Source organism: Pseudonocardia sp. Cha107L01, from assembly GCF_052566575.1.
The window spans coordinates 8,217,881-8,241,105 of sequence record NZ_CP199579.1; the positions used below are offsets into that span (position 1 = coordinate 8,217,881).

Here is a 23,225-nt window from a genome sequence, read left to right on the forward strand (position 1 = left end):
CGGCGGGCCAGGCTGGGCCGATGGAGTCAGCCATCCCGGGCCACCTCACCGTCGAGCGCACCCGCCACCGCCGCGTCCCCGATGACTACGCACCCCCGTACCCGGCCTTCGTGGCCCGGAACCGAACCGGGGTACGCCAGGTCGTGATGGCCTATCTGGGGCTGCAGTTCCGGGGTGCGGCGCCCGGGCACGCCCTCGACGAGCTGGACTCCGCGTTCGCCGCACCGGACGGCCCCGGCCACCACGACCGGGCCAGCCAGACCGACCCGGCCGGCTACACCGACATCGTGAGCATCGCCTACTGGGACGACCCGGGGGCCTTCGACCGCTGGTTCAAGTCCCACCGGCAAGGCTGGCTGTCCGACGACCGGCCGGCCGACGGCACCGGGCGGTGGATCGAGGTGATCCGCCCGATGATCGAGGAGTTCGAGACCCTCTTCAACCTGCCGGACCGCCCGGAAGGGGTCGCGGTGATCGCGGAGGCCTGGAGCGACGAGATCCAGGAGCACGCCTACTGGGGCGGCATGCGGGACCGTATCCCGCTGTCCCAGAACGACCCGATGCCCGGCGGCGGCGCACCGGAGGTGCAGCGGGACGGCGCCCGGGTCCGGGTCCACCCGAAACAGGGACTGTGCCTGATCCGATCGGGGCAGGACTGGGCCGACACGGTGGGTGACGAACGCTCGCTGTACCTCGACGACGTCGAGCCGGTACTGCGCGCCGGCATGGACTTCCTGCGCGACGAGGGGCGCCCGATCGGGTGCTACGCCAACCGCTACCTCAGGGTCCTCGGGTCCGATGGCCAGCCGTCGGACCGGTCCTTCGGCATGAGCTGGTGGCGCAGCCTGGACGCACTGGAGCGCTGGTCCGAGTCGCACCCCACCCACGTCGCCATCTTCGGCGCCGCGATGAAGTACCTGATGAAGATGGGGCCGGCCGCGAAGCTACGGCTCTACCACGAGGTCTCGGTGGTCGGGCCCGACGAGCAGTACTTCGAGTACCTGGGCTGCCACGACGGCACCGGGCTACTCGGCGCCGGTCTCCGGGCCTGACGCGCGCGGCAGGGGCGCGAAGGCCGAACCGACCCGCGTGCGGAGCCGGTACCTGAGACCGGTTCTCAGGACCGCGCGCCGGTCAGAACGGCCAGCCGAGCACCGGCAGACCGAGCGCGGCATCCACCGCGACGGTGATGAACAACCCACACAGGTACGTGTTCGACAGGTGGAACAGCCGCATCGGCCGTGCCTCCCCGCCGGCCCGCACGGTGGCGTGCAGCCGGTGCGCCATCACCACGAACCAGCCGCCGGCCAGTACCGCCACCGCCGCGTACACCCAGGACGTGACCGGGACCAGCAGCAGCGACCAGGCCGCCATCAGCCAGGAGTAGACGACGATCCGGATGGACACCTGCGCCGGGGGGGCCACCACCGGGAGCATCGGCACTCCGGCGGCGGCGTAGTCGTCGCGGTAGCGCATGGCCAGCGCCCAAAAATGCGGCGGCGTCCAGAAGAAGATCACGCCGAACATGACGAAGGCCGGCCAGTCCACCCGCCCGGTCACCGCCGCCCAGCCGATCACCACGGGCATGCAGCCCGCCGCGCCACCCCAGACGATGTTCTGTGAGGTTCGCCGCTTCAACAGCAGGGTGTAGACCAGCACGTAGAACGCGATGGCGGTCACCGACAGCGCCGCGGCCAGCCAGTTCGTGGTGAGTCCCAGCCACAGTGCACTGAGCGCGCCCAGTACCAGGCCGAACACCAGCGCGTGTGCCTTGGGCACCTGGGCCTGGGCCAGCGGCCGGGCCTGGGTGCGCTTCATCTTGGCGTCGATGTCCGCGTCGACGACGCAGTTCAGCGCGTGCGCACTGGCCGCCGCGACGGCGCCCCCGACCAGCGTGGCGATCAGCAGCCACACCGAGGGGAGGTGTCCGCCGCCGGTGCGGCGGCCGGCCAGGAACATGGCCGGAACGGTCACAACGAGCAACTGCTCGATGATCCGGGTCTTGGTCAGCGATACGTAGGCCCGCAGTACCGACCGGCCGCGCTCGATCCGGGGCGTCATACGGGCGCGGGACGCCGACGGACTCAGCACGGGGCGTTCGTCCGCCCTGTTCGGCACACCGCGAGCACCTCACATGCAGGTCAATTCGGGAGTCGGCCCGAGATGGGCCGACAAGCGCGTCCACTGTGCGGAACGAGCCGAAGCCGATGTTAGCCGCCGGGTGTTTGCGCAAGGCTTACCGGGTAGTCCTACCGATCCGCCCGGAGTAGTGATCACAATAAGTGTCGGAGCAGGTCTAGATTGGTACCGAGCCGTCGACCGTAACTCTGGCCAGTTGTCGCGACAGGACCGGGTCGGAGATCGGCCCACTCGAACAGCGCCACACCAACGCACCGAAGTATCAGCGACGTACCAAGGTCAGGAGCAATCCTCCCGTGTCAGATACCACCATCGCCGAGCTCACCAAGCGCTCGGTTCCCGAGAACTGGACCGAGCTGGACACCCGGGCCGTTGACACGATCCGGGTGCTGGCCGCCGACGCGGTGCAGAAGACGGGCAACGGCCACCCCGGCACCGCGATGAGCCTCGCCCCGGTCGCATACAGCCTGTTCCAGCGGGTCATGCGGCACGACCCCAGCGATCCGGACTGGCTGGGCCGGGACCGCTTCGTGCTCTCCTGCGGCCACTCCAGCCTGACCCTGTACATCCAGCTGTTCCTGGCCGGGTACGGGTTGACCCTGGAGGATCTGGAGTCGCTGCGCAAGTGGGGCTCGCAGACCCCCGGCCACCCCGAGCACGGCCACACCCCCGGCGTGGAGATGACCACCGGGCCGCTCGGCCAGGGGCTCGCCTCCGCAGTCGGCATGGCGATGGCCAGCCGGCGCGAGCGCGGCCTGCTGGACCCGGACGCCGCCCCCGGGGAGAGCCCGTTCGACCACCAGATCTATGTGATCTGCTCGGACGGCGACATCGAGGAGGGCGTCACCTCGGAGGCCTCCTCGCTCGCCGGCACCCAGCAGCTGGGCAACCTGACGGTCATCTATGACGATAACCACATCTCGATCGAGGACGACACCTCGATCGCACTGTCGGAGGACGTCGCCGCGCGCTACGAGGCCTACGGCTGGCATGTACAGAAGGTGCACGGCGCCGAGGACGTGACCGCGGTGCTGGCCGCCATCGAGGCGGCCAAGGCGGAGACCGACCGGCCCAGCTTCATCGCGCTGCGCACGATCATCGGCTACCCGGCGCCGCACAAGATGAACACCGGCAAGGCCCACGGCGCGGCGCTCGGCGCCGACGAGGTGGCCGAGGTCAAGAAGGCGCTGGGCTTCGACCCGGACCAGAGCTTCGTGGTCGAGGACAAGGTGCTCGAGCACACCCGCGGCGCACTGGAGCGCGGCAAGCAGGCGCACGCGCAGTGGCAGAAGGAGTTCGACGCGTGGGCCTCGGCCAACCCGGAGCGGGCCGCGCTGCTGGACCGGATGCGCCGCCGTGAGCTGCCCGCCGGCTGGGACGACGGCCTGCCCAGCTGGGACCCGGAGGACGAGAAGAACGCCGGCGGGGTGGCCACCCGCAAGGCCTTCGGCGCGGTGATCAACGGCATCGCCGACGCGCTGCCCGAGCTGTGGGGCGGTTCGGCCGACCTCGCGGAGAGCAACAACACCACGATCGAGGGCGCGGTCTCGTTCGGCCCCTCCTCGATCGTCACCAAGGACTGGGGCAACTCCAGCCCCTACGGCCGCACGCTGCACTTCGGCATCCGCGAGCACGCCATGGGCGCGATCATGAACGGGATCGTGCTGCACGGCGGCACCCGGGTCTACGGCGGCACCTTCCTGGTGTTCAGCGACTACATGCGGCCCGCCGTACGGCTGGCCTCGCTGATGCAGCTGCCGGTCATCTACGTCTGGACCCACGACTCCATCGGCCTCGGCGAGGACGGGCCGACCCACCAGCCGATCGAGCACCTGCCGGCGCTGCGCGCGATCCCCGGCCTGAACGTGGTCCGCCCCGGCGACGCGAACGAGACGGCGTACGCGGTGCGGGCCATCCTGACCAACCCGACGGCGCCGGCCGGCATCGCGCTCACCCGGCAGAACCTGCCCATTCTCCAGGGCAGCTCGGCCGAGGGCGTCGCCAAGGGCGCCTACGTGCTGGCCGACTTCGACGACACCAGCCCGTCCGCCCAGAAGGTGATCATCCTGGCCACCGGGTCGGAGGTGCAGCTGGCCGTCGAGGCCCGCGAGCGCCTGGCCGCCGAGGGGGTGTCCGTCCGGGTCGTCTCGGTGCCCTGCCTGGAGTGGTTCGAGCAGCAGGACGAGGCGTACCGCCGCACCGTGCTGCCGCCGGAGGTCAAGGCCAGGGTCGCGGTCGAGGCGGCCCAGCCGCTGACCTGGTACCGCTGGGTCGGCGACGCCGGCGAGATCGTCGGCATCGACCACTACGGCGCGAGCGCCGACTACAAGACGCTGTACGAGAAGTTCGGGATCACCGGGGACAGCGTGGTTGCCGCCGCCCGCTCTTCCCTCCAGAAGACGAACAGCTGAGGAGCGCACATCCCATGACCGAGCAGAATCGACTCGCCGCGCTTAGCGAGGCCGGCGTGTCCATCTGGCTGGACGACCTGTCCCGGGAGCGGCTCGACTCGAACAACCTTGCCGAGCTGATCCGCGACTTCCACGTGGTCGGCGTGACCACGAACCCGACCATCTTCGCCAACGCGCTGAGCCACGGGGAGGCCTACAACGCGCAGATGCGCGAGCTGGCGTCCCGGGGCGCATCGGTGGACGACGCGGTGCGCGAGGCGACCGTGGCCGACGTGCAGCGCGCCTGCGACCTGTTCCGCAACACCTGGGAGGGCACCAGCGGCGTCGACGGCCGGGTGTCCCTCGAGGTGGCCCCGGACCTGGCGCACGACACGGAGGCCACCGCCGCGCAGGCGCTGGACCTGTGGAAGGGGGTGGACCGGCCCAACCTGATGGTCAAGATCCCGGCCACCGTGGAAGGCTTGCCGGCGATCACCAGCGCGATCAGCGAGGGAATCAGCGTGAACGTGACGCTGATCTTCTCCATCGAGCGCTACCTCACGGTGATGGACGCCTACCTGAGCGGCCTCGAGCAGGCCGCCGCCAACGGGCACAACCTCGCGTCGATCCAGTCGGTCGCGTCCTTCTTCGTCTCCCGGGTGGACACCGAGATCGACCCCCGGCTGGAGAAGATCGGCACCGACGAGGCGCTCGCGCTGCGCGGCAAGGCCGCCGTGGCCAACGCCCGGCTGGCGCACGAGGCGTTCCGCAAGGTGTTCTCCTCCGACCGCTGGGCACCGCTGGCCGCCAAGGGCGCGCACCCGCAGCGGCCGTTGTGGGCCTCGACCGGGGTGAAGAACAAGGCCTACCCGGACACCCTCTACGTCACCGAGCTGGTCGTCGCGGACACGGTGAACACCATGCCGGAGGCGACGATGAAGGCGTTCGCCGACCACGGCGAGGTGAAGGGCGACCGGGTCACCGGCCTGGCCGACGACGCGCGACGGGTCTTCGACGCGCTGACCGCGGCGGGCGTGGACGTGCCCGACGTGTTCGAGGTGCTGGAGCGCGAGGGCGTGGAGAAGTTCATCGCCAGCTGGAACGAGCTCAAGGAGACCGTGCGCGAGCAGCTGGAGGCCGCTAAGTGAGTTCGGTCCAACTCCGGATCGTCGATCCCGACCTGGCCGACGAGGCCAGGCGGATCGCGACCGGGCTGGCCGATGACAAGGTCGCCTCCGCCATCGCGGCGAAGGACGCGACGCTGTGGGGTCCGGACGCCGAGTCCGAGGCATCGGTCCGGCTGAACTGGGTGGACCTGGGCACCAGCTCCCGCCCGCTGGTGGCCCGGGTCGCCGAGCTGAAGTCCAGGCTCGCCGCGACCGGGGTGCACCGGGTGGTGCTGGCCGGCATGGGCGGCTCGTCGCTGGCCCCCGAGGTGATCTGCCGGACGGCCGGCGTGCCGCTGGTGGTACTGGACACCACCGACGCCAGCCAGGTGGACGACGCGCTGGCCGGTGACCTGCCCTCGACCGTGCTGGTGGTGTCGTCGAAGTCCGGCTCCACGGTGGAGACGGACAGCCACCAACGGATCTTCACCGAGCAGTTCGTCGCCGCCGGGCTGGATCCCGCCGAGCACATCGTGGTGGTCACCGACCCCGGTTCGCCGCTGCACGCCCGCGCCGAGGACGCCGGCCTCACGGTGATCGCCGCCGACCCGCACGTCGGCGGCCGGTACTCCGCGCTCACCGCGTTCGGGCTGGTGCCGGCCGGGCTGGCCGGCGCGGACATCGGCCAGCTGCTCGACGACGCGGCGGCCGCCGCCGAGGTGCTCGGCCAGGACGCGACGGACAACCCCGGCCTGCTGCTCGGCGCCGCCCTCGGTTCCCGGCACGCCGCCGGGGCGGAGAAGGTCGTGCTGGCCGACACCGGCTCGGGCATCGCCGGCTTCGCGGACTGGGCCGAGCAGCTGATCGCGGAGTCCACCGGCAAGCTGGGCACCGGGCTGCTGCCGGTCGTGGTGGAGAGCGCGCACGCGCCCGGTTTCGCCGACGCCGGTGACGACGCCACCACGGTGGCCATCGGCCCTGACCCGGACGGCGCCCTGATCACGACCGCCGGCCCGCTCGGTGGCCTGTTCCTGTTCTGGGAGTACGCCACCGCGGTGGCCGGCCGGCTGCTCGGCATCAACCCGTTCGACCAACCGGACGTGGAGGCCGCCAAGAACGCGGCCAGGGCGCTGCTGGACGCCCCGGCCGCCGGCTCCGACTCCCCGCCCACCTTCACCGACGGCGCGATCGAGGTGTTCGCCGGCGACTGGCTGCCGGCCGACGCGGAACGCACCGCGGTCGGAGCGGTGCGTGCCCTGCTGGCCGCCGCCCCGGACGCCGGCTACCTGTCCGTGCAGGCCTACCTGGACCGGCTCGCGGACGCCTCGACGGCGGTACTGCGGCCGGAGCTGGCGACGCTCTCCGGGCTGCAGACCACGTTCGGCTGGGGCCCCCGGTTCCTGCACTCCACCGGCCAGTACCACAAGGGAGGCCACCAGAACGGGGTGTTCCTGCAGATCACCGGCTCGGTGGTCGCCGACGTAGCGGTGCCGGGCCGCCCGTACACCCTGGCGGTCCTGCAGCACGCCCAGGCGCTCGGCGACGCCGGGGTGCTCACCGAACGGGGCCGACCGGTACTGCGACTGCACCTGACCGACCGGGAGCTGGGCCTCGTCCAGCTCGCCGCCGCACTCACCCGATGAGTACCGTCCGGACCCACCACGCGGTCGGCGCCGCCAGCCCGGCCCCCACCACGGACTGACCCCGCGACCACGGACCGGGTCGCCACCAGGAAGGCATAGCGCGATGAGTGAACCGTCCGTGCCAGGCAGGCCGGAGGGCTGGTCGAACCCCCTGCGCGACCCGAAGGACAAGCGACTGCCCCGGATCGCCGGACCCTGCGGTCTGGTCATCTTCGGGGTGACCGGCGACCTGGCCCGCAAGAAGCTGATGCCGGCGGTCTACGACCTGGCGAACCGGGGGCTGTTGCCGCCGGGCTTCGCGCTGGTCGGCTTCGCCCGCCGGGACTGGGAGCACGAGGACTTCGGCAAGGTCGTCTACGACGCGGTGCGCGAGCACGCCCGCACCCCGTTCCGCCAGGCGGTGTGGGACCGCCTCGCGGAGGGCATCCGGTTCGTCCAGGGCACCTTCGACGACGACGACGCGTTCGACCGGCTCAGCGACACGGTGCGCGAGCTGGACGAGGTCCGGGGCACCGGCGGCAACCACGCGTTCTACCTGTCGATCCCGCCGGGCGCGTTCCCGGTGGTGTGCAAGCAGCTGGCCCGCTCCGGGCTGGCCGGGCAGGACGACCCGATGGAGTGGCGCCGGGTGGTGATCGAGAAGCCGTTCGGGCACGACCTGTCCTCCGCGCGCGAGCTGAACGCGATCGTCAACGACGTGTTCCCCGAGGAGTCGGTGTTCCGCATCGACCACTACCTCGGCAAGGAGACGGTGCAAAACATCCTGGCGCTGCGCTTCGCCAACCAGCTGTTCGAGCCGATCTGGAACGCCAACTACGTCGACCACGTCCAGATCACCATGGCCGAGGACATCGGCCTCGGCGGCCGGGCCGGCTACTACGACGGCATCGGCGCGGCCCGCGACGTGATCCAGAACCACCTGCTGCAGCTGCTCGCGTTCACCGCGATGGAGGAGCCGGTGGCGTTCACCCCGCTCGAGCTGCGCACCGAGAAGATCAAGGTGCTGCGCGCGACGAAGCTGGTCGCCCCGCTGGCGGAGACCACCGCGCGCGGGCAGTACGCCGGCGGCTGGCAGGGCGGCGAGCAGGTCGTCGGGCTGACCGAGGAAGAGGGCTACAACCCCAACTCGACCACCGAGACCTACGCCGCGATCACCGTCGAGGTGGACACCCGCCGCTGGGCCGGGGTGCCGTTCTACCTGCGCACCGGCAAGCGCCTCGGCCGCCGGGTCACCGAGATCGCGGTGGTGTTCAAGCGCGCGCCGCACCTGCCGTTCGACGCCACCATGACCGAGGAGCTCGGGCAGAACGCGCTGGTCATCCGGGTACAGCCGGACGAGGGCGTGACGATGCGGTTCGGGTCCAAGGTGCCGGGCTCCACCATGGAGGTCCGCGACGTGAACATGGACTTCGGCTACGGGATGGCGTTCACCGAGGACTCCCCCGAGGCCTACGAGCGGCTCATCCTGGACGTGCTGCTGGGCGAGCCGTCGCTGTTCCCGGTGAACGCCGAGGTGGAGCGGTCCTGGCAGATCCTCGACCCGGTGCTGGAGAAGTGGGCCGAGTCCGGCGCACCGGAGCCCTACTCCGCCGGCAGCTGGGGCCCGGCCGGAGCGGACGCCATGCTCGCCCGCACCGGCCGCGTCTGGCGCCGGCCGTGACCGCCCCCTTGGATCCATTCGAGCCATTCGAGCCATTCGAGACTTTCGGGACTTTCGGGACTTTCGGGACTTTCGAGCTGGAGACGACAGATGATCGTTGACATGCCCGCCACCTCGACCCAGCAGCTCAACCGGAAGCTGGTGCAGCTGCGGGAGGAGAGCGGCGTGCTGGCCCAGGGTCGGGTGCTGACCTTCGTGGTGGTCACCGACGACAGCACGAACACCGAGGAAGCCATCGAGTCCGCGATCGAGGCCAGCCGGCAGCACCCGTGCCGGGTGATCGTGCTGGTCCGGGGTGCGAAGAAGGCCGCGGCGCGGCTGGACGCGCAGATCCGGGTCGGCGGCGACGCCGGTGCCAGCGAGGTGATCGTGCTGCGCGGCTACGGCCCGCTGGCGTCCGCCGAGGCCTGCGCCGGCATGACCATCCCGATGCTGCTGCCGGACGCCCCGGTCGTCGTCTGGTGGCCCGGGCAGGCGCCGGCGATCCCGTCCCAGGACCCGGTCGGCCGGCTGGCCAACCGGCGCATCACCGACGTGGCCGCCGAGAAGAACCCGGTGCGGGCCCTGGAGCAGCGCACCGCCAGCTACGCACCCGGGGACACCGACCTGGCCTGGACCCGGCTCACCCTGTGGCGGGCGCTGCTCACCGCCGCGCTGGACCAGCCGCCCTACGACGACATCACCGGCGCGGTGGTCGACGGCGAACCCGAGTCCGCGTCCACCGACCTGATCGCCGGCTGGTTGCGCAGCCGGCTGTCGGTGCCGGTGAAGCGGACCAAGATCGGCGCGGTCGGCGGCCTGCACTCGGTGCGGCTGAACCGGGCCTCCGGTCCGATCGTGCTGGTCCGCCCCGACGCGAAGACCGGCACGCTCACCCAGCCCGGCCAGCCCGAGCGGTTGGTGACGCTGGCCCGCCGGCCGGTGCGCGACTGTCTCGCCGAGGAGCTGCGCCGCCTCGATGCGGACGAGACGTACGAGAAAGCGCTGGCCGGGTTGCATGACATCACCCGGGGTCGCGCACCGGCCGGAGCCCGCAGGTGAGCGCCAGTCAGGTCGTGGTGCACGCCACCCCCGACCTGGTCGCGGCCAGCGCGGCGGCCCGGCTGATGGTGCGGCTGGTGGACGTGCAGAACGCTCGAGGAGTTGCCTCGGTGGTACTCACCGGCGGCCGCACCGGCATCGCGGTACTGGAACAGCTGCGCCAGTCGCCGGCCCGGGACGCGGTGGACTGGTCTCGGGTGGACATCTACTGGGGTGACGAGCGGTTCCTGCCGCCCGGCGACCCGGAGCGCAACGACACCCAGGCCTACGATGCGCTGCTGAACCACGTTCCGGTGAGCCCGGAGCGGGTGCACCCGATGCCGGCAGCCGACGACCGGTGGCGCGACGACCCGGACGGTGCGGCGGAGGCCTACGCGCAGGAGCTGGCCGAGCTGGCCAACCCGGAGGAGGACCACGGCCCGGTGCCCCGCTTCGACGTGTGCCTGCTGGGCATCGGCGAGGAGGGGCACACCGCGTCGATCTTCCCGGCCTCCCCCGCCGTCTACGAGACCGAGCGCACCGTGGTCGGGGTGCACAACTGCCCCAAGCCCCCGCCCACCCGGATCAGCCTCACGCTGCCGGCCATCCGCCGCTCGGCGGAGGTCTGGCTGCTCACCACCGGCGAGTCCAAGGCGGCGGTGGTGGCGATGGCGCTGGGCGGCACCGGTGAGGTCCAGGTGCCCGTCGCCGGGGCCCTCGGCCAGCGGCGCACGCTGTGGCTGCTGGACCGGGCGGCGGCCAGCAAGCTCCCCCGCGACCTGGTCCCGCCGCTGATCTGACCGCGCGGCGGGCACCCGGCTCCGGACCACGCACCCGGTCTCGTCGCCGCACACCCGGTGACGTCGCCGCACACCCGGTGACGTCGCCGCACACCCGGTGACGTCGCCGCACACCCGCCGCAGTAGGTGCGCGGCAACCACAGCGGGTGCGCGGCGCTCGGTGCCCGGGGCCCGGGTGCGCGGCGCGGTGCCCGGGGCGCTCGATGTCCGGGCGCGCGGTGCCCGGGCGTCGGTGTGCGGCCGACACCGTGCCGTGGCGCACGGGCGCCGAGCCGGCCGATAACGTGCGGGACATGAGCAGCCAACCCGCCGTGTCGGTCGAACGATCCGGGCCGGTGTACACCGTCGTCCTGTCCCGCCCGGCCGCGCGCAACGCGGTGGACGGGCCGACCGCCGCCGCGCTGGTCGCCGCGTTCCGCGAGTTCGACGCCGACCCGACCGCCTCGGTCGCGGTGCTCTACGGCGACGGTGGCACGTTCTGCGCCGGCGCCGACCTGAAGGCGATCGGGACCGAGCGCGGCAACCGGGTGGACCCGGACCCGGACGCCGACGGCCCGATGGGGCCAACCCGGATGGTGCTGTCCAAGCCGGTGATCGCCGCGGTGAGCGGGTACGCGGTGGCCGGCGGGCTCGAGCTGGCGCTCTGGTGCGACCTGCGGGTGGCCGAGCAGGACGCCGTGTTCGGGGTGTTCTGCCGCCGCTGGGGGGTGCCGCTGATCGACGGCGGCACCGTCCGGCTGCCCCGGCTCATCGGCACCAGCCGGGCGATGGACCTGATCCTGACCGGCCGCGAGGTGCACGCCGAGGAGGCCGAGCGGATCGGCCTGGCGAACAGGGTGGTCCCGTCCGGCACCGCGCGCCAGGCCGCCGAGCAGCTGGCCGCCGAACTGGCCGCGCTGCCGCAGACCTGCCTGCGCCACGACCGCCTGTCCGTGCTCGAGCAGCACGGCCACACCGAGCGGGACGCCCTGGTCACCGAGTTCGCGCACGGCCAGATCTCACTGACCGCCGACGCACTGTCCGGCGCGGCCGCCTTCACCGCCGGAGCCGGCCGCCACGGCACCGCCCGCACCTGAACCGGCAACCCCCGGCACACAGCGCGGCGGCGCCGCACACAGGGCGCAACCTGTGTGCGGCGTGCCGACGGTGTGTGCGGTCGGGGCTCCTAGAGTTGGGCGGTGGCCGCCGCGCTGGGTGTCGTACTTCCCCCTGACCTCCCGTCCGAGCTGTTCCGCGCGTACGCCCGCCGGGCCGACGAGCTCGGTCTCGACGAGCTGTGGGTGTTCGAGGACTGCTTCCTGCGCGGCGGCATCGCCCAGGCCTCGGTGGCGCTGTCGATCACCTCGCGGATCCGGGTCGGGGTGGGCATCCTGCCGGCCGGCGCGCGGAACGTGGCATTCGCCAGCCTGGACATCTCGACGCTGGCCGAGCTGTTCCCCGGGCGGCTGATGGTCGGCATCGGGCACGGGATGCCCGTCTGGATGCGCCAGGTCGGCGCCTGGCCGGCGAGCCCGGTGACCCTGCTCGAGGAGTACATCGCGGCGCTGCGATCCATCCTGGCCGGCCGCCGCACCACCGTGGACGGCCGGTACGTCACCGTGCGCGATGTCGAGCTGCACCGCCCTCCCGACATCGCCCCGCCGGTGTTCGCCGGCGTCCGGGGCCCGAAGTCGCTGGCCGCGTCCGGGCGGGTGGCGGACGGCACGATCCTCGCCGAGCCGACGACGCCGGAGTACCTGCGCTCCGCGCGGGCACACATCGGCGTCGGTGGGGAAACCCACGAGATCGTGGCGTACAACGTGGGCGCGGTGCACGATTCGGCCCCGGTCGCCAGGGACCGGGCCCGGCGCGGCCTGCAGTGGATCGGCGAGAAGGACTGGGCCCCGCACCTCGCCGGGCTGCCCTTCGCCGCCGAGCTCACCGAGCTGCGCGCCCGGGCCGGCGACCGGGAGGAGTTCGCCCGGCGGCTACCCGACGAGTGGGTCGACCAGCTCGCCGTGGTCGGTACCCCGGCCCAGGTCGGGGAACGGCTGGCCGTGTTGGCCGAGGCGGGCGCCCAGCACCTGGTACTCAACCTGGCCGGCCCCGACCCGCTCGACTCGCTGGACGCGCTGGGCCGCGTGCTCCAGCGCTGAGCCCGCCGCCAGCAGCGCCCGCCGCCAGCAGCCCGTGCCCGTCGAGCGCCCGCCGCTAGGAGCCCTGCTCGTCGGGCAGGCGGCCGGCGAGGTAGTCCTCGTACGCGGACAGGTCCAGGAAGCCGTGGCCGCAGTAGTTGAACAGGATGACCTTCTCCTCACCGGTCTCCCTGGCCGCCAGCGCCTCGTCGATCACCGCGCGGATCGCGTGCGCGGCCTCCGGCGCGGCCAGCTTGCCCTCGGTGCGCGCGAACTGCACCGCCGCCTCGAACACCTTGCCCTGCGGGTAGGCCACCGCCTCCATCCGACCGTCCCGCACCAGCGCGGAGATGATCGGCGAGTCGCCGTGGTAACGCAGCCCGCCGGCGTGGATCGACGGCGGCACGAAGTTGTGCCCGAGGGTGTACATCGGCAGCAGTGGCGTGAGCCCGGCGGTGTCGCCGAAGTCGTACTCGAAGGTGCCCTCGGTCAGCGTCGGGCAGGACAGCGGCTCGACCGCGACCAGCCGCACCCCGGCGTCCGGTACGAACGGGAACGCGATGCCGCCGAGGTTTGACCCACCGCCGCAGGGCGCGATCACCACGTCCGGCAACCGCTCGCCGGCCAACCCCAGCTGCTCCTTCGCCTCCAGCCCGATCACCGTCTGGTGCAGCAGCACGTGGTTGAGCACCGAGCCGAGCGCGTAGTGGGTGTCCGCCCGGCCGACCGCGTCACGCACCGCGTCGGAGATCGCCGCGCCCAGCGAGCCCGGGTGGTCCGGGTCGTCCACCGGGGACGGCACCACCGAGCCGCCCCAGGTTTCCATGATCACCTTGCGGTACGGTTTCTGCTGGTAGCTGGCCCGGACCATGTAGACCTTGCACTCGAGGTCGAACTGGGCACACGCGAACGACAGCGCGGTTCCCCACTGCCCGGCGCCGGTCTCGGTGGCCAGCCGGGAGATTCCCTCGGCCTTGTTGTAGAACGCCTGCGGCACGGCGGTGTTCGGCTTGTGGCTGCCGGCCGGGGACACCGACTCGTCCTTGAAGTAGATCCGGGCCGGGGTGCCGAGTGCCTTCTCCAACCGGACCGCACGCACCAGCGGCGTCGGCCGCCACAGCCGCAGGATGTCCAGCACCTCGCCGGGGACGTCGATCCACGGCTCGGTGCTGACCTCCTGCCCGATCAGCGCCATCGGGAACAGCGGGGCCAGGTCGTCCGGCCCGATCGGCTCCCGGGTGCCGGGGTGCAGCGGCGGTTGCAGCGGCGTCGGCAGGTGCGGTGTGACGTTGAACCACGCCGTCGGGATCTCGTTCGGGGGCAGCGTCCAGCGACTCATCGGGCGCACGCTAGAGGACCGCGCCGGCCGCCGGTAGGGCCGCCTGGCGGCACAGACAGCCGGCACAGACAAGCCCGCACAGACAGCAGAGCCCGGGTGCGCCCATCACAGGCGCGGCCCGGGCTCGCTAACTCAGACTTCCTCGCGGTGCTTGCGCAGCCGACCCAGTGCCTCGTCCAGGATGGCCGCGCCGTCAGCGTCGCTGCGGCGCTCCTTCACGTAGGCGAGGTGGGTCTTGTAGGGCTCGTTGCGCGGAGGCTTGGGCGGCTGCTCCTGGTTCGGCCCTGCCGGCAGCCCGCAGCGCGGGCAGTCCCAGCTCTCCGGCAACTCAGCCTCGGAGGCGAAGGAGGGCGATGTCTGGTGGCCATTGGCGCACCAGTAGGTCACCCGCACCCGAGGCGCGGTCTCACCCCGCTCTGACTCCCCCATCGGACCCGCACCGACCCGGGTGCCCCGGATCGCGTTTCCACCGGCCATGCCAACCCTCTGCCTCAGTTGTCGAGCTGGGCTCCGCGCGGAACCTCAGCTACCGAGCTTCACCAACAGACCCGTACCGACGATCGCGACCACCCAGATCGCGCCGACGAACAGCGTCATCCGATCCAGATTCTTCTCCGCTCGCGCGGACCCGGAGAGGCTGGACTGCATACCACCGCCGAACAGCGAGGAAAGACCGCCACCGCGACCCCTGTGCAGGAGGATGAGCAGCACCAGCAACACGCTGGTGACGATCAAGACGATATCCAGGGCGAGCTTCATGCCATCCTCATCCGACGGGTACCTGCGCGCACCCGGGGCGTATCCCGGCCTCGAGGCGCGAGGTCTCAGCGTACCTGTCTGCCGATTAGGGCAGCGGGCCACCCGCGGCGATCGCGCACAGCTTGGCGAACTCGTCGGCGTCCAGGCTCGAGCCGCCGACCAACGCGCCGTCCACGTCCGCCTCGGCGATCAACTCGCCGATGTTGCCGGACTTCACCGAGCCGCCGTAGAGCACCCGCACCGAGTCGGCGGTGGCCTGGTCGTAGAGCTCGGCGACCCGCGACCGAAGCGAGCCGCAGACCTCCTGAGCGTCCGCCGGGGTGGCCACCCGACCGGTTCCGATGGCCCAGATCGGCTCGTAGGCGATCACCAGCCCGGCCACCTGCTCGGCGGTCACCTTGGCCAGCGCGTTGTCCAGCTGCGCGGTGCAGTGCGACACGTGGCCGTCCGCCTCACGGATCTCGAGGCCCTCGCCGACGCACAGGATCGGGGTGAGCCCGTTGCGCAGCGCGGCCCGCACCTTGAGGTTGACGAGCGCGTCGTCCTCGTGGTGGTGCTCGCGGCGCTCGGAGTGCCCGACGATCACGTAACTGCAGCCCAGCTTGGCCAGCATCGGCCCCGAGATGTCGCCGGTGTAGGCACCGGAGTCCTTCGGTGCCAGGTCCTGGGCCCCGTGCACCAGCAACAGCTCGTCGCCGTCGATCATGGTCTGGATGCTGCGGATGTGGGTGAACGGCGGCAGCACCGCCACGTCGACCTTCTTGTAGTACTTGTCCGGCAGTGCGAAGGCGAACTTCTGCACCAGGGCGATGGCCTCGAGGTGGTTGAGGTTCATCTTCCAGTTGCCGGCGATCAGTGGCTTGCGGGACACGCGTTCCTCACTTGTCGAGAACGGCCAAGCCGGGGAGCTGCTTGCCCTCCAGGTACTCCAGCGACGCGCCGCCGCCGGTCGAGATGTGCGAGAAGCCGTCCTCGGGCAGCCCGAGCGCGCGCACCGCGGCCGCCGAGTCGCCCCCGCCGACCACGCTGAACGCGCCGCCGGCCGTGGCGTCCACGACCGACTGGGCCACGCCGCGGGTTCCCTCCGCGAACGGCGCCAGCTCGAACACACCCATCGGGCCGTTCCAGAACACCGTCTTCGCGCCGGCCAGCACCTCGGCGAAGGCCGCCACCGACGCGGGGCCGATGTCGAGGCCCTTCCAGCCGTCCGGGATGGCCCCGGCGCCCACCGTCCGGGTGTTCGCCTCGGCCGAGAAGTCGTCCGCCACCACGACGTCGGACGGCAGCACGATCTTGCCCGACTCCAGCAGCTGGCGGCAGGTGTCGACCTGTTCGCTCTCCAGCAGCGAGTCGCCGACCGAGTGCCCCTGGGCGGCCAGGAACGTGAAGCACATCCCGCCGCCGACCAGCAGCCGGTCCACGCTCGGCAGCAGCGCCTCGATCACCGCGAGCTTGTCGGACACCTTGGAGCCGCCGAGCACCACCACGTAGGGCCGGGCCGGGCTCTCGGTCAGCCGGCGCAGCACCTCGACCTCGGCACTGACCAGGCTCCCGGTGTACGCCGGCAGCCGCAGCGCCACGTCGTACACCGAGGCCTGCTTGCGGTGCACGACGCCGAAGCCGTCGGAGACGAACGCGCCGTCCGAGCCGGTCAGCGCGACCAGCTCGTCGGCCAGAGCGCCGCGTTCGCCGTCGTCCTTGCTGGTCTCACGCGGGTCGAACCGGATGTTCTCCAGCAGCACCACATCGCCGGCAGCCATACTCGGCACGCCGTCCGCCAGCCGGATCAGCCGGACCGGTGCACCCAGCAGCTCCCCGAGGCGGGCGGCCACCGGGGCCAGCGAGTACTTCTCCTCCGGGCCGCCCTTGGGCCGGCCGAGGTGCGCGATGACGATCACCTGGGCACCTTCGGCGGACAGCTCGGAGATGGTCGGCACCGAGGCACGGATCCGGCCGTCGTCCGTGATTCGTGATCCGTCGAGCGGCACGTTGAGGTCGGAGCGCACCAGCACGGTGCGCCCCGAGACCCCCTCGGCGATCAGGTCGTCGAGCGTCCTCACAGCTTGGACGCCACCAGGGCGGTGATGTCGACCAGCCGGTTCGAGTAGCCCCACTCGTTGTCGTACCAGCCGACGATCTTGACCTGGTTCCCGATCACCTTGGTCAGGCCGGCGTCGAAGATGCACGAGTGCGGGTCGGTGACGATGTCCGAGGAGACGATCGGGTCCTCGGTGTAGTAGAGAACGCCGGCCAGCGGGCCCTCGGCGGCGGCCTTCATCGCCGCGTTGACCTCTTCTGCGGTGGTGTCGCGGCCGACGACGGCGGTCAGGTCGGTGGCCGAGCCGGTGGGGATCGGCACCCGCAGCGCGAAGCCGTCCAGCTTGCCCTTCAGGTGCGGCAGCACCAGCGAGATCGCCTTCGCCGCGCCGGTCGAGGTCGGCACGATGTTGATCGCGGCGGCCCGCGCCCTGCGTAGGTCCTTGTGCGGGCCGTCCTGCAGGTTCTGGTCCTGGGTGTAGGCGTGGATCGTGGTCATCAGACCGGTCTGGATACCCGCCAGGTCGTCGAGCACCTTCGCCATCGGCGCGAGGCAGTTGGTGGTGCAGGAGGCGTTCGAGATGATCGACTGGCTGCCGTCGTACTCGTGGTCGTTCACGCCCTTGACGATGGTGAGGTCCTCACCGGTCGCCGGCGCCGAGATGACGACCTTCTTCGCCCCGGCGTCCAGGTGCTTCGCGGCCGCGTCACGCTTGGTGAACAGCCCCGTCGACTCGACGACGACATCGACGCCCAGGTCCTTCCAGGGCAGCTCGGCGGGGTCGCGCACCGCGAGGCCCTTGAAACCCTTGCCGTCGACCACGATCTCGTCGTCGGTGGAGGTCACCGAGAACGGCAGCTTGCCCAGGATCGAGTCGTACTTCAGCAGGTGGGCCAGCGTGGCGTTGTCGGTGATGTCGTTGACCGCGACGATCTCGATGTCGGTCGAACCGGCGGCGGCCTGCGCGGCCACCGCGCGCCAGAAGTTCCGCCCAATACGGCCGAAGCCGTTCACGCCTACCCGGACCACTCAGCGCCTCCTCGATCGATTCCGTACCTGGGCGACACAGTACCGGCCGAGATCCGGCTGGCAGCCCCCGCCGGGGGGATTTGCGCACGTGATCACACCCCGGCGGGTGCAACTCAGGTGTCGGCGAGCATGTCGGCGGTGACCGCCGACTCGGTGTCCGGCAGGCCGAGGTCGGCCGCGCGCTTGTCGGCCATGTGCAGCAGCCGGCGGATCCGGCCGGCCACCGCGTCCTTGGTCATCGGCGGGTCGGAGAGCTGACCGAGCTCCTCCAGCGAGGCCTGGGTGTGCTCCAGGCGCAGCCGGCCGGCGGCCAGCAGGTGGTCCGGCACGTCGTCGGCCAGCAGCTCCAGCGCCCGGCGCACCCGGGCCGAGGCCGCGACCGCGGCCCGCGCCGAGCGGCGCAGGTTGGCGTCGTCGAAGTTCGCCAGCCGGTTCGCGGTGGCCCGCACCTCACGGCGCATCCGGCGCTCTTCCCAGGCCAGCACCGAGGAGTGCGCGCCGAGCCGGGTGAGCAGCGCGCCGATCGCGTCGCCGTCCCGCACCACCACGCGGTCCGCGCCGCGCACCTCGCGGGCCTTCGCCGTCACGCCGAGGCGCCGCGCCGCACCGACCAGGGCGAGCGCCGCCTCCGGCCCGGGACAGGTCACTTCGAGCGCCGAGCTGCGGCCGGGCTCGGTCAGCGAGCCGTGCGCCAGGAACGCCCCCCGCCAGGCCGCCTCGGCGTCGCAGAGACCGCCGGACACCACCTGGGGCGGCAACCCGCGCACCGGCCGGCCGCGCAGGTCCAGCAGACCGGTCTGGCGAGCCAGCCCGGCGCCGTCCTTCACCACCCGGATCACGTACCGGGCGCCCCGGCGCAGCCCACCGGAGCTGATCACCTGCACCTCGGAGGTGTGCCCGTAAAGGTCGTGGATCTCCCGCCGCAGCCGCCGGGCCACCGACCCGGTGTCCACCTCGGCCTCGATCACCACCTTGCCGCCCACGATGTGCAGTCCACCCGCGAACCGCAACAGCGAGGAAAGCTCGGACCGGCGACAGCACGGCTTTGTCACCGACAACCGGCTGAGCTCGTCCTTGACCGACGAAGTCATCGCCACCCGTTGCTCTCCTCTCGGCGGGGTCCCGCTGACACATCGCTATCTCGTTCCCGGTCCCACTGACTCGCCTGAGCCAGCACGGACCGAACCGCATCCGCGAGCGCAGCGGGATTGTGCCTTGGCGACCCGTCCGGCTCTCCGATAGGGGCCAGTACGGCCCGCGCACCGAGTGCGGCCGCGGAGCGTTGCAGCCGCTCCGGTACCGGTACCGCGCCGGTATCGGCCAGTACCGCGTCGATCCGCAGCTCTGGAGCGTGCTGGCAGAGTACGTCCAGGTACTGTTCGGGTGAGAACCCGGCGGTCTCCCCGGGCTGCGGGGCCAGGTTCAGCACCACCACCCGCCGCGCCGGCGTGTCCAGCAGCGCCTGCCGCAGGTCCGGCACCATCAGGTGCGGCAGCACGCTGGTGAACCAGGAACCGGGCCCGAGTAACACCAGCTCAGCGTCCCGCACCGCCGCCACCGCCTGCTCGCACGCCTTGGGGTGGCTGGGCTGCACCCACACCCGACGCACCCGCCCCGGGGTGCTGGCCACCGCGACCTGGCCCCGGATCCGGCTCACCGCCTCCGGGTCGCGCCCCAGTCCGGCCACCTCGGCCTCGATGACCAGCGGCTCAGTGCTCATCGGCAGTACCCGCCCGCGCACCCCCAGCAGCCGGCAGGCCTGGTCCAGCGCCGCGACCGGGTCGCCGAGCACCTCGATCAGCCCGGCCAGCAGCAGGTTGCCCACCGCGTGCCCGGCCAGCGCGCCGCTGCCGCCGAACCGGTGCTGGAACAGCTCACCCCACAGCGCCCCGGACGGCCCGTGCTCGGCCAGCGCGGCCAACGCCATCCGCAGGTCGCCGGGGGGCAGCACGCCCAGCTCCCCGCGCAGCCGCCCGGAGGACCCGCCGTCGTCCGCGACCGTGACCACCGCGGTCACGTCCTCGGTGAGCAGCCGCAGCGCGCTGAGCGTGGCGTAGAGCCCGTGCCCGCCACCGAGCGCGACCGCCCGCAACGTGCCCAAAGGCGCCGCGTTCGAGGGCGCCGGGTCCGGGGGCGCCGGGTCCGGGGGCGCGCTCACTCGCGTCCCAGGTCGCGGTGCACCACACTCACCGCGACACCGTCCTCGCCGCGCATCCGGCGGGCCAGTTCCTCGGAGATGGCCACGCTGCGGTGCTTGCCGCCGGTGCAGCCCACCGCAACGGTCAGGTAGCGCTTGCCCTCACGCCGGTAGCCGCCGTTCACCAGTTTCAGCAGATCGTGGTAACGGTCCAGGAACTCCCCGGCGCCCTCCTGGGACAGCACGTAGTCCCGCACCGCGGTGTCCTTGCCGTTGAACTCGCGCAGCTCCGGGATCCAGTACGGGTTCGGCAGGAACCGCATGTCCACGACCAGGTCCGCGTCCATCGGCAGGCCGTACTTGTAGCCGAAGGACAGCAGCGTCATCCGGGTCTGCAACGAGCTCTCGGTGCCGAAGGTCTGCTCCAGGGCCGAGCGCAGCTGGTGCACCGACAGCGCGCTGGTGTCCAGCACCAGGTCGGCGACGTTGCGCAGCGGGCCGAGCAGTTCCCGTTCGGCGGCGATGCCGTCGGCGAGGCGGCCGACACCCTGCAGCGGGTGGCCGCGCCGGACGTGCTCGAACCGCCGGATCAGCACCTGGTCGCTGGCCTCCAGGAACAGCAGCCTCGGCTTGTAGCCCCGGGCGTCCAGGTCCTTGATCACCGAGGACAGGTCGTCGGTGAACGCCCGGCTGCGCACGTCCATCACCACCGCGATCCGGGTGATGTCCCCCCTGGCCTTGGCGCCCAGCTCGACCATGGTCGAGATCAGCTCCGGCGGCAGGTTGTCCACCACGAACCAGCCGAGGTCCTCCAGCACCTTCGCGGCGGTGCTTCTCCCCGCCCCGGACAGGCCGCTGACCAGTGCGACCTCGATCCCCGGGGTAGTCGTTGCGGTGGCTTCCGGCCTCGAGCTCACGATTGGTCCCCCTGAGTGGCTGTGGGCCGCTGTTCCCCGGCGGCCTGGTTGTCGACGTGCAGCGCGGCGACCACGGCGGCCGCTGTCCGGGGACCCATCCCGGGCACGGCGGCGATCTCGTCGGGGCCGGCCTGGCGCAACTTGCGCAACGAACCGAAGTGCTTGAGCAGCGCGGTCCGCCGGGACTGTCCCAACCCGGGCACCGCATCCAGCTCGGACGCGGTCATCCGCTTGGACCGCTTCTGCCGGTGGTAGGTGATGGCGAACCGGTGCGCCTCGTCCCGGATCCGCTGCAGCAGGTAGAGCCCCTCGCTGGTGCGCGGCAGGATGACCGGGTCTGGGTCGGCGGGCAGCCACACCTCCTCCAGCCGCTTGGCCAGGCCGCACACCGCCACATCGGTGACCCCGAGCTCGGCGAGCACGGCCGAGGCCGCCTCCACCTGCGGCTGGCCGCCGTCCACCACCAGCAGGTTCGGCGGGTAGGCGAACTTGCGCGGCCGGCCGGTCACCGGGTCGATGCCACTGCGGACCGCCGGCTCGGCCTCGTCCTGTTCCAGCTCGGTCCCGTGCGCCGCGGTCCCGTTCAGCCCGGTCCCGTTCAGCCCGGTCCCGTTCAACCCGCTGCTGTCCGGGGTGTCAAGCCCGGTGTCGCCCGGCTGTTCGGTCTCCACGAGGTAGCGGCGGAACCGGCGGCGGACCACCTCGGCGATGGACGCCACGTCACCGCCGTCGGCGCCGTCCCGCACGGCGAACCGGCGGTACTCCGACTTGCGGGCCAGCCCGTCCTCGAACACCACGAGCGAGGCCACCACGTCGCTGCCCTGCACGTGGCTGACGTCGATGCACTCGATGCGCAGCGGCGCGGTCTCCAGCCCGAGCGCGTCCTGGATCTCGGTCAGCGCGGCGGACCGGGCCGTCAGGTCGCCGGCGCGGCGCAGCTTGTGCTGGTTCAGCGACTCGGCGGCGTTGCGCGCCACGGTCTCGGCCAGCGCCCGCTTGTCGCCCCGCTGCGGCACCCTCAGCTGCACCCGGGAGCCGCGCAACCCGGTGAGCCAGTCGGCGAGGGCGTCCGCGTCCGGCGGCAGCTCGGGCACCAGGATCTCCCGGGGCACCGGCTGGGTGGCGTCGTCGGCGGCCTCGGCCAGCGCGGCCTGCTCGCCGTAGAACTGGGTGACGAACCGCTCCACCAGCACCGCCGTGGTCTCGCCGGCGCCCTCCTGCTTGTCGGTCACCCAGCCGCGCTGGCCCCGGACGCGGCCACCGCGCACGTGGAACACCTGGACGGCGGCCTCCAGCTCGTCCTGCGCGAAGGCGACCACGTCAGCGTCGGTGCCGTCGCCGAACACCACCGCCTGCCGTTCCATCGCCCGGCGCAGCGCCCCGATGTCGTCGCGCAGCCGGGCGGCCCGCTCGAACTCCAGTGCGTCCGAGGCAGCGCTCATCTGCCGCTCGAACTCGCGGACCATCCGGTCGGTGCGCCCGGACAGGAACTCGGTGAAGTCCCCCACGATCGTGCGGTGCTCGTCGGCGGTGACCCGCCCGACGCACGGCGCGGAGCACTTGTCGATGTAGCCGAGCAGGCAGGGGCGACCCATCTGGCCGTGCCGGCGGAACACCCCGGACGAGCAGGTGCGCGCCGGGAACACCCGCAGCAGCAGGTCCAGCGTCTCGCGGATCGCCCAGGCGTGCGCATACGGGCCGAAGTAGCGCACGCCCCTCTTCCGGGGGCCCCGGTAGACGTGCAGCCTCGGGTACTCCTCGTGCAGCGTCACGGCCAGCACGGGGTAGGTCTTGTCGTCCCGGTAGCGCACGTTGAACCGGGGGTCGAACTCCTTGATCCAGTTGTACTCGAGCTGGAGCGCCTCCACCTCGGTGGCGACCACGGTCCACTCCACGTGCGCCGCCGTGGTCACCATCTGGCGGGTTCGCGGGTGCAGGTTGGACAGATCGGCGAAGTACGAGTTCAACCGGCTGCGCAGGTTCTTCGCCTTGCCGACGTAAATCACCCGACCGCGTTGGTCGGAGAAGCGGTACACCCCCGGCGCCTCCGGGATGGTGCCGGCGGCCGGGCGGTAAGTGGAGGGATCGGCCATGATGACTCCAGCGTAGAGGGCTGGCCAAGCACCCTCTGGAC

At 71.9% G+C, this 23,225-nt stretch carries 20 protein-coding genes; 9 read left to right on the forward strand and 11 right to left on the reverse strand.

From position 1 onward, the window contains the following. Positions 1 to 20 precede the first annotated feature (20 nt). Entirely contained in the window at positions 21 to 1,052 is a 1,032-nt protein-coding gene (locus ACTXG6_RS38770) for a phenylacetaldoxime dehydratase family protein (RefSeq protein ID WP_445184289.1), read from the forward strand. A gap of 82 nt (positions 1,053 to 1,134) precedes the next feature. Here the strand turns inward: ACTXG6_RS38770 and ACTXG6_RS38775 are convergent, their stop codons facing one another. Beyond that, a complete protein-coding gene (locus tag ACTXG6_RS38775; RefSeq protein WP_445190227.1) occupies positions 1,135 to 2,061 on the reverse strand; it encodes a heme o synthase in 927 nt (308 codons plus the stop codon). A gap of 374 nt (positions 2,062 to 2,435) precedes the next feature. Here ACTXG6_RS38775 and tkt point away from each other — a divergent pair, with 374 nt between their 5' ends. The 8 genes from tkt (at position 2,436) to ACTXG6_RS38815 (ending at position 12,893) form a co-directional block, all read left to right on the forward strand. After that, entirely contained in the window at positions 2,436 to 4,550 is a 2,115-nt protein-coding gene (gene tkt / locus ACTXG6_RS38780; RefSeq protein ID WP_445184290.1) for a transketolase, read from the forward strand. Positions 4,551 to 4,564: 14 nt separating this feature from the next. Further along, on the forward strand, positions 4,565 to 5,677 hold the full coding sequence (gene tal / locus ACTXG6_RS38785) for a transaldolase (protein ID WP_445184291.1): 1,113 nt from the start codon (positions 4,565 to 4,567) through the stop codon (positions 5,675 to 5,677). After that, positions 5,674 to 7,278, forward strand: a complete 1,605-nt coding sequence (locus ACTXG6_RS38790) for a glucose-6-phosphate isomerase (RefSeq protein WP_445184292.1) — start codon at positions 5,674 to 5,676, stop codon at positions 7,276 to 7,278. The genes tal and ACTXG6_RS38790 overlap by 4 nt, the downstream gene beginning before the upstream one ends. Positions 7,279 to 7,381: 103 nt before the next feature. Continuing rightward, positions 7,382 to 8,938 (forward strand): glucose-6-phosphate dehydrogenase, encoded by a 1,557-nt coding sequence (gene zwf / locus ACTXG6_RS38795; RefSeq protein WP_445184293.1) that lies wholly within the window; start codon positions 7,382 to 7,384, stop codon positions 8,936 to 8,938. A 90-nt stretch (positions 8,939 to 9,028) separates the two neighbouring features. Continuing rightward, a complete protein-coding gene (gene opcA, locus ACTXG6_RS38800; RefSeq protein ID WP_445184294.1) occupies positions 9,029 to 9,979 on the forward strand; it encodes a glucose-6-phosphate dehydrogenase assembly protein OpcA in 951 nt (316 codons plus the stop codon). Continuing rightward, positions 9,976 to 10,758 (forward strand): 6-phosphogluconolactonase, encoded by a 783-nt coding sequence (pgl, locus tag ACTXG6_RS38805; protein ID WP_445184295.1) that lies wholly within the window; start codon positions 9,976 to 9,978, stop codon positions 10,756 to 10,758. The genes opcA and pgl overlap by 4 nt, the downstream gene beginning before the upstream one ends. Before the next feature lie 293 nt (positions 10,759 to 11,051). After that, positions 11,052 to 11,834, forward strand: a complete 783-nt coding sequence (locus tag ACTXG6_RS38810) for a crotonase/enoyl-CoA hydratase family protein (protein ID WP_445184296.1) — start codon at positions 11,052 to 11,054, stop codon at positions 11,832 to 11,834. 102 nt (positions 11,835 to 11,936) lie between these two features. Continuing rightward, on the forward strand, positions 11,937 to 12,893 hold the full coding sequence (locus ACTXG6_RS38815) for an LLM class flavin-dependent oxidoreductase (RefSeq protein ID WP_445184297.1): 957 nt from the start codon (positions 11,937 to 11,939) through the stop codon (positions 12,891 to 12,893). 55 nt (positions 12,894 to 12,948) lie between these two features. On the opposite strand, the gene ACTXG6_RS38820 is transcribed toward ACTXG6_RS38815, so the two are convergent. From ACTXG6_RS38820 to uvrC, 10 genes are all read right to left on the reverse strand, one after another. Beyond that, positions 12,949 to 14,220, reverse strand: a complete 1,272-nt coding sequence (locus ACTXG6_RS38820) for a TrpB-like pyridoxal phosphate-dependent enzyme (RefSeq protein WP_445184298.1) — start codon at positions 14,218 to 14,220, stop codon at positions 12,949 to 12,951. Between the two features lie 123 nt (positions 14,221 to 14,343). Next, positions 14,344 to 14,688, reverse strand: coding sequence for an RNA polymerase-binding protein RbpA (locus ACTXG6_RS38825; protein ID WP_445184299.1), 345 nt, complete (start codon positions 14,686 to 14,688; stop codon positions 14,344 to 14,346). Between the two features lie 45 nt (positions 14,689 to 14,733). After that, entirely contained in the window at positions 14,734 to 14,970 is a 237-nt protein-coding gene (secG, locus tag ACTXG6_RS38830; protein ID WP_325703356.1) for a preprotein translocase subunit SecG, read from the reverse strand. An 85-nt stretch (positions 14,971 to 15,055) separates the two neighbouring features. After that, complete coding sequence (tpiA, locus tag ACTXG6_RS38835) at positions 15,056 to 15,841, reverse strand: triose-phosphate isomerase (RefSeq protein ID WP_445184300.1); 786 nt, start codon at positions 15,839 to 15,841, stop codon at positions 15,056 to 15,058. 7 nt (positions 15,842 to 15,848) lie between these two features. Further along, entirely contained in the window at positions 15,849 to 17,030 is a 1,182-nt protein-coding gene (locus ACTXG6_RS38840; RefSeq protein ID WP_445184301.1) for a phosphoglycerate kinase, read from the reverse strand. Then, positions 17,027 to 18,037: a type I glyceraldehyde-3-phosphate dehydrogenase gene (gap, locus tag ACTXG6_RS38845; RefSeq protein ID WP_445184302.1), complete on the reverse strand. Its 1,011-nt coding sequence runs from the start codon at positions 18,035 to 18,037 to the stop codon at positions 17,027 to 17,029. Before gap ends, ACTXG6_RS38840 begins: the two co-directional genes overlap by 4 nt. Positions 18,038 to 18,150: 113 nt before the next feature. Further along, entirely contained in the window at positions 18,151 to 19,134 is a 984-nt protein-coding gene (whiA, locus tag ACTXG6_RS38850) for a DNA-binding protein WhiA (protein WP_445184303.1), read from the reverse strand. Then, a complete protein-coding gene (locus tag ACTXG6_RS38855; protein WP_445190228.1) occupies positions 19,125 to 20,129 on the reverse strand; it encodes a gluconeogenesis factor YvcK family protein in 1,005 nt (334 codons plus the stop codon). The genes whiA and ACTXG6_RS38855 overlap by 10 nt, the downstream gene beginning before the upstream one ends. Before the next feature lie 62 nt (positions 20,130 to 20,191). Further along, positions 20,192 to 21,091, reverse strand: coding sequence for an RNase adapter RapZ (rapZ, locus tag ACTXG6_RS38860; protein WP_445184304.1), 900 nt, complete (start codon positions 21,089 to 21,091; stop codon positions 20,192 to 20,194). After that, positions 21,088 to 23,184, reverse strand: coding sequence for an excinuclease ABC subunit UvrC (gene uvrC, locus ACTXG6_RS38865; protein WP_445184305.1), 2,097 nt, complete (start codon positions 23,182 to 23,184; stop codon positions 21,088 to 21,090). Before uvrC ends, rapZ begins: the two co-directional genes overlap by 4 nt. Between the last annotated feature and the right edge of the window lie 41 nt (positions 23,185 to 23,225).